Source organism: Allomuricauda sp. TY007 (genome assembly GCF_010468565.1).
Taxonomy (GTDB): Bacteria; Bacteroidota; Bacteroidia; order Flavobacteriales; family Flavobacteriaceae; genus Flagellimonas.
In genome coordinates, this window is the sequence record NZ_WUEG01000044.1 from 1 (window position 1) to 1229 (window position 1229).

The following is a 1229-nucleotide window of genomic DNA, read 5'->3' on the forward strand; positions in this document are numbered from 1 at the left end:
AAGYCAAGGGACCTGTACTGGGAAGTGACCAGTAAGGGAGAAAAACTGCCCTTTACCAAAAAGGGGACAAGCATAGTAGTGCCCCCCTTGAACAACAAAAAAACCAAGAAGGTCACTGCCACCGTCACCTATGAGGGCACCATAAAGACCATGACCTACGAAGTGGGCCACAACTATGTAAAGGCCATACGCTCCGATAAGGAGACCATAAGCGTGCTGCAGCACGGCGAACAGCAAAAAGAGCGCCACCAAGTGACCTTTGAGGTCTCCGAGTACGCCATGCCCTACAATGCCGCAAAGGACGCCCACCTGACCATAAAATGGATCGCCTACCACAGTAAGCCCGACACGGACAACCAGATAGGAACGGGACAGAAGATCACAAAGACCAGCGACAAAGAGGGCGAATGGCATGTGGAAGCCTATGTGAGCACTCCCCAAGGTGCGGGGAAGGACACCACAACACGCATTAAGGCCATAACCCCCAAGCTCACCAAGGCCTACTGGGCCAATGCGGAGGGCCATGCCATACAAAAGAGCGGCTTTGGGCACAAGGTGTACATACACTTGGAGACTGAAGGTTTACAGGGCGAGAAGCTGCAACCCAACATTTGGTATGGCAGACAAGGCAGTGACCGCTACCAAAAGCAACAAGCCCCCTGTATCGAGATCACAGAGACAAACGGCATGGTAAACCTGGCCTACAAACTCCCCAAGTATGACAAGGCGGACAATCTGGACTACTTTTTTACCATAGAGAACCTTGAGTTCCCTGTGGAGGGGACCGACCAATACCCCAAGGCAGAGAACGAACTTATCATATCCAACAATTGCACCCCAAAACTCTTGAATGTAAGGTGTAAAAAACAAATAACCAGCCTAAAAATGTATGAGGAGGGCGACAAACTCCATACGGGCATAGTCACCTATGGAGATACAGTGACGATCAAGGTAAGCACCCGAAATTATATAGGGGAAACCTTGGAGTTTGAGGTTTGGGAAGACACAAAACGGGACAACCACACAGATGAATACAGTACCTATGACACCTGGGACGATGAAAAACTCCCTGAGACCSTACAGATAAAGATAGACAGYGAAGGCAATGGMGAAGCAAGYTTTACGGTGCCCTGCGATTGGGAGAACAAGCACAATAAGGACAAAGAAGGCCAGCCACGTCATTTCTATTTAAAAGAAAAGGAAAGCGGCGAGGAGTTCCCGAGGGCCTA

Annotated in this window: 1 protein-coding gene; it reads left to right on the forward strand. The window is 49.8% G+C overall.

Annotated elements, in window-relative coordinates; all coding sequences use genetic code 11:
* Nucleotides 1–1229: hypothetical protein (locus GO009_RS17345; protein WP_163627964.1), on the forward strand; the 1229-nt coding region annotated here is incomplete at both ends.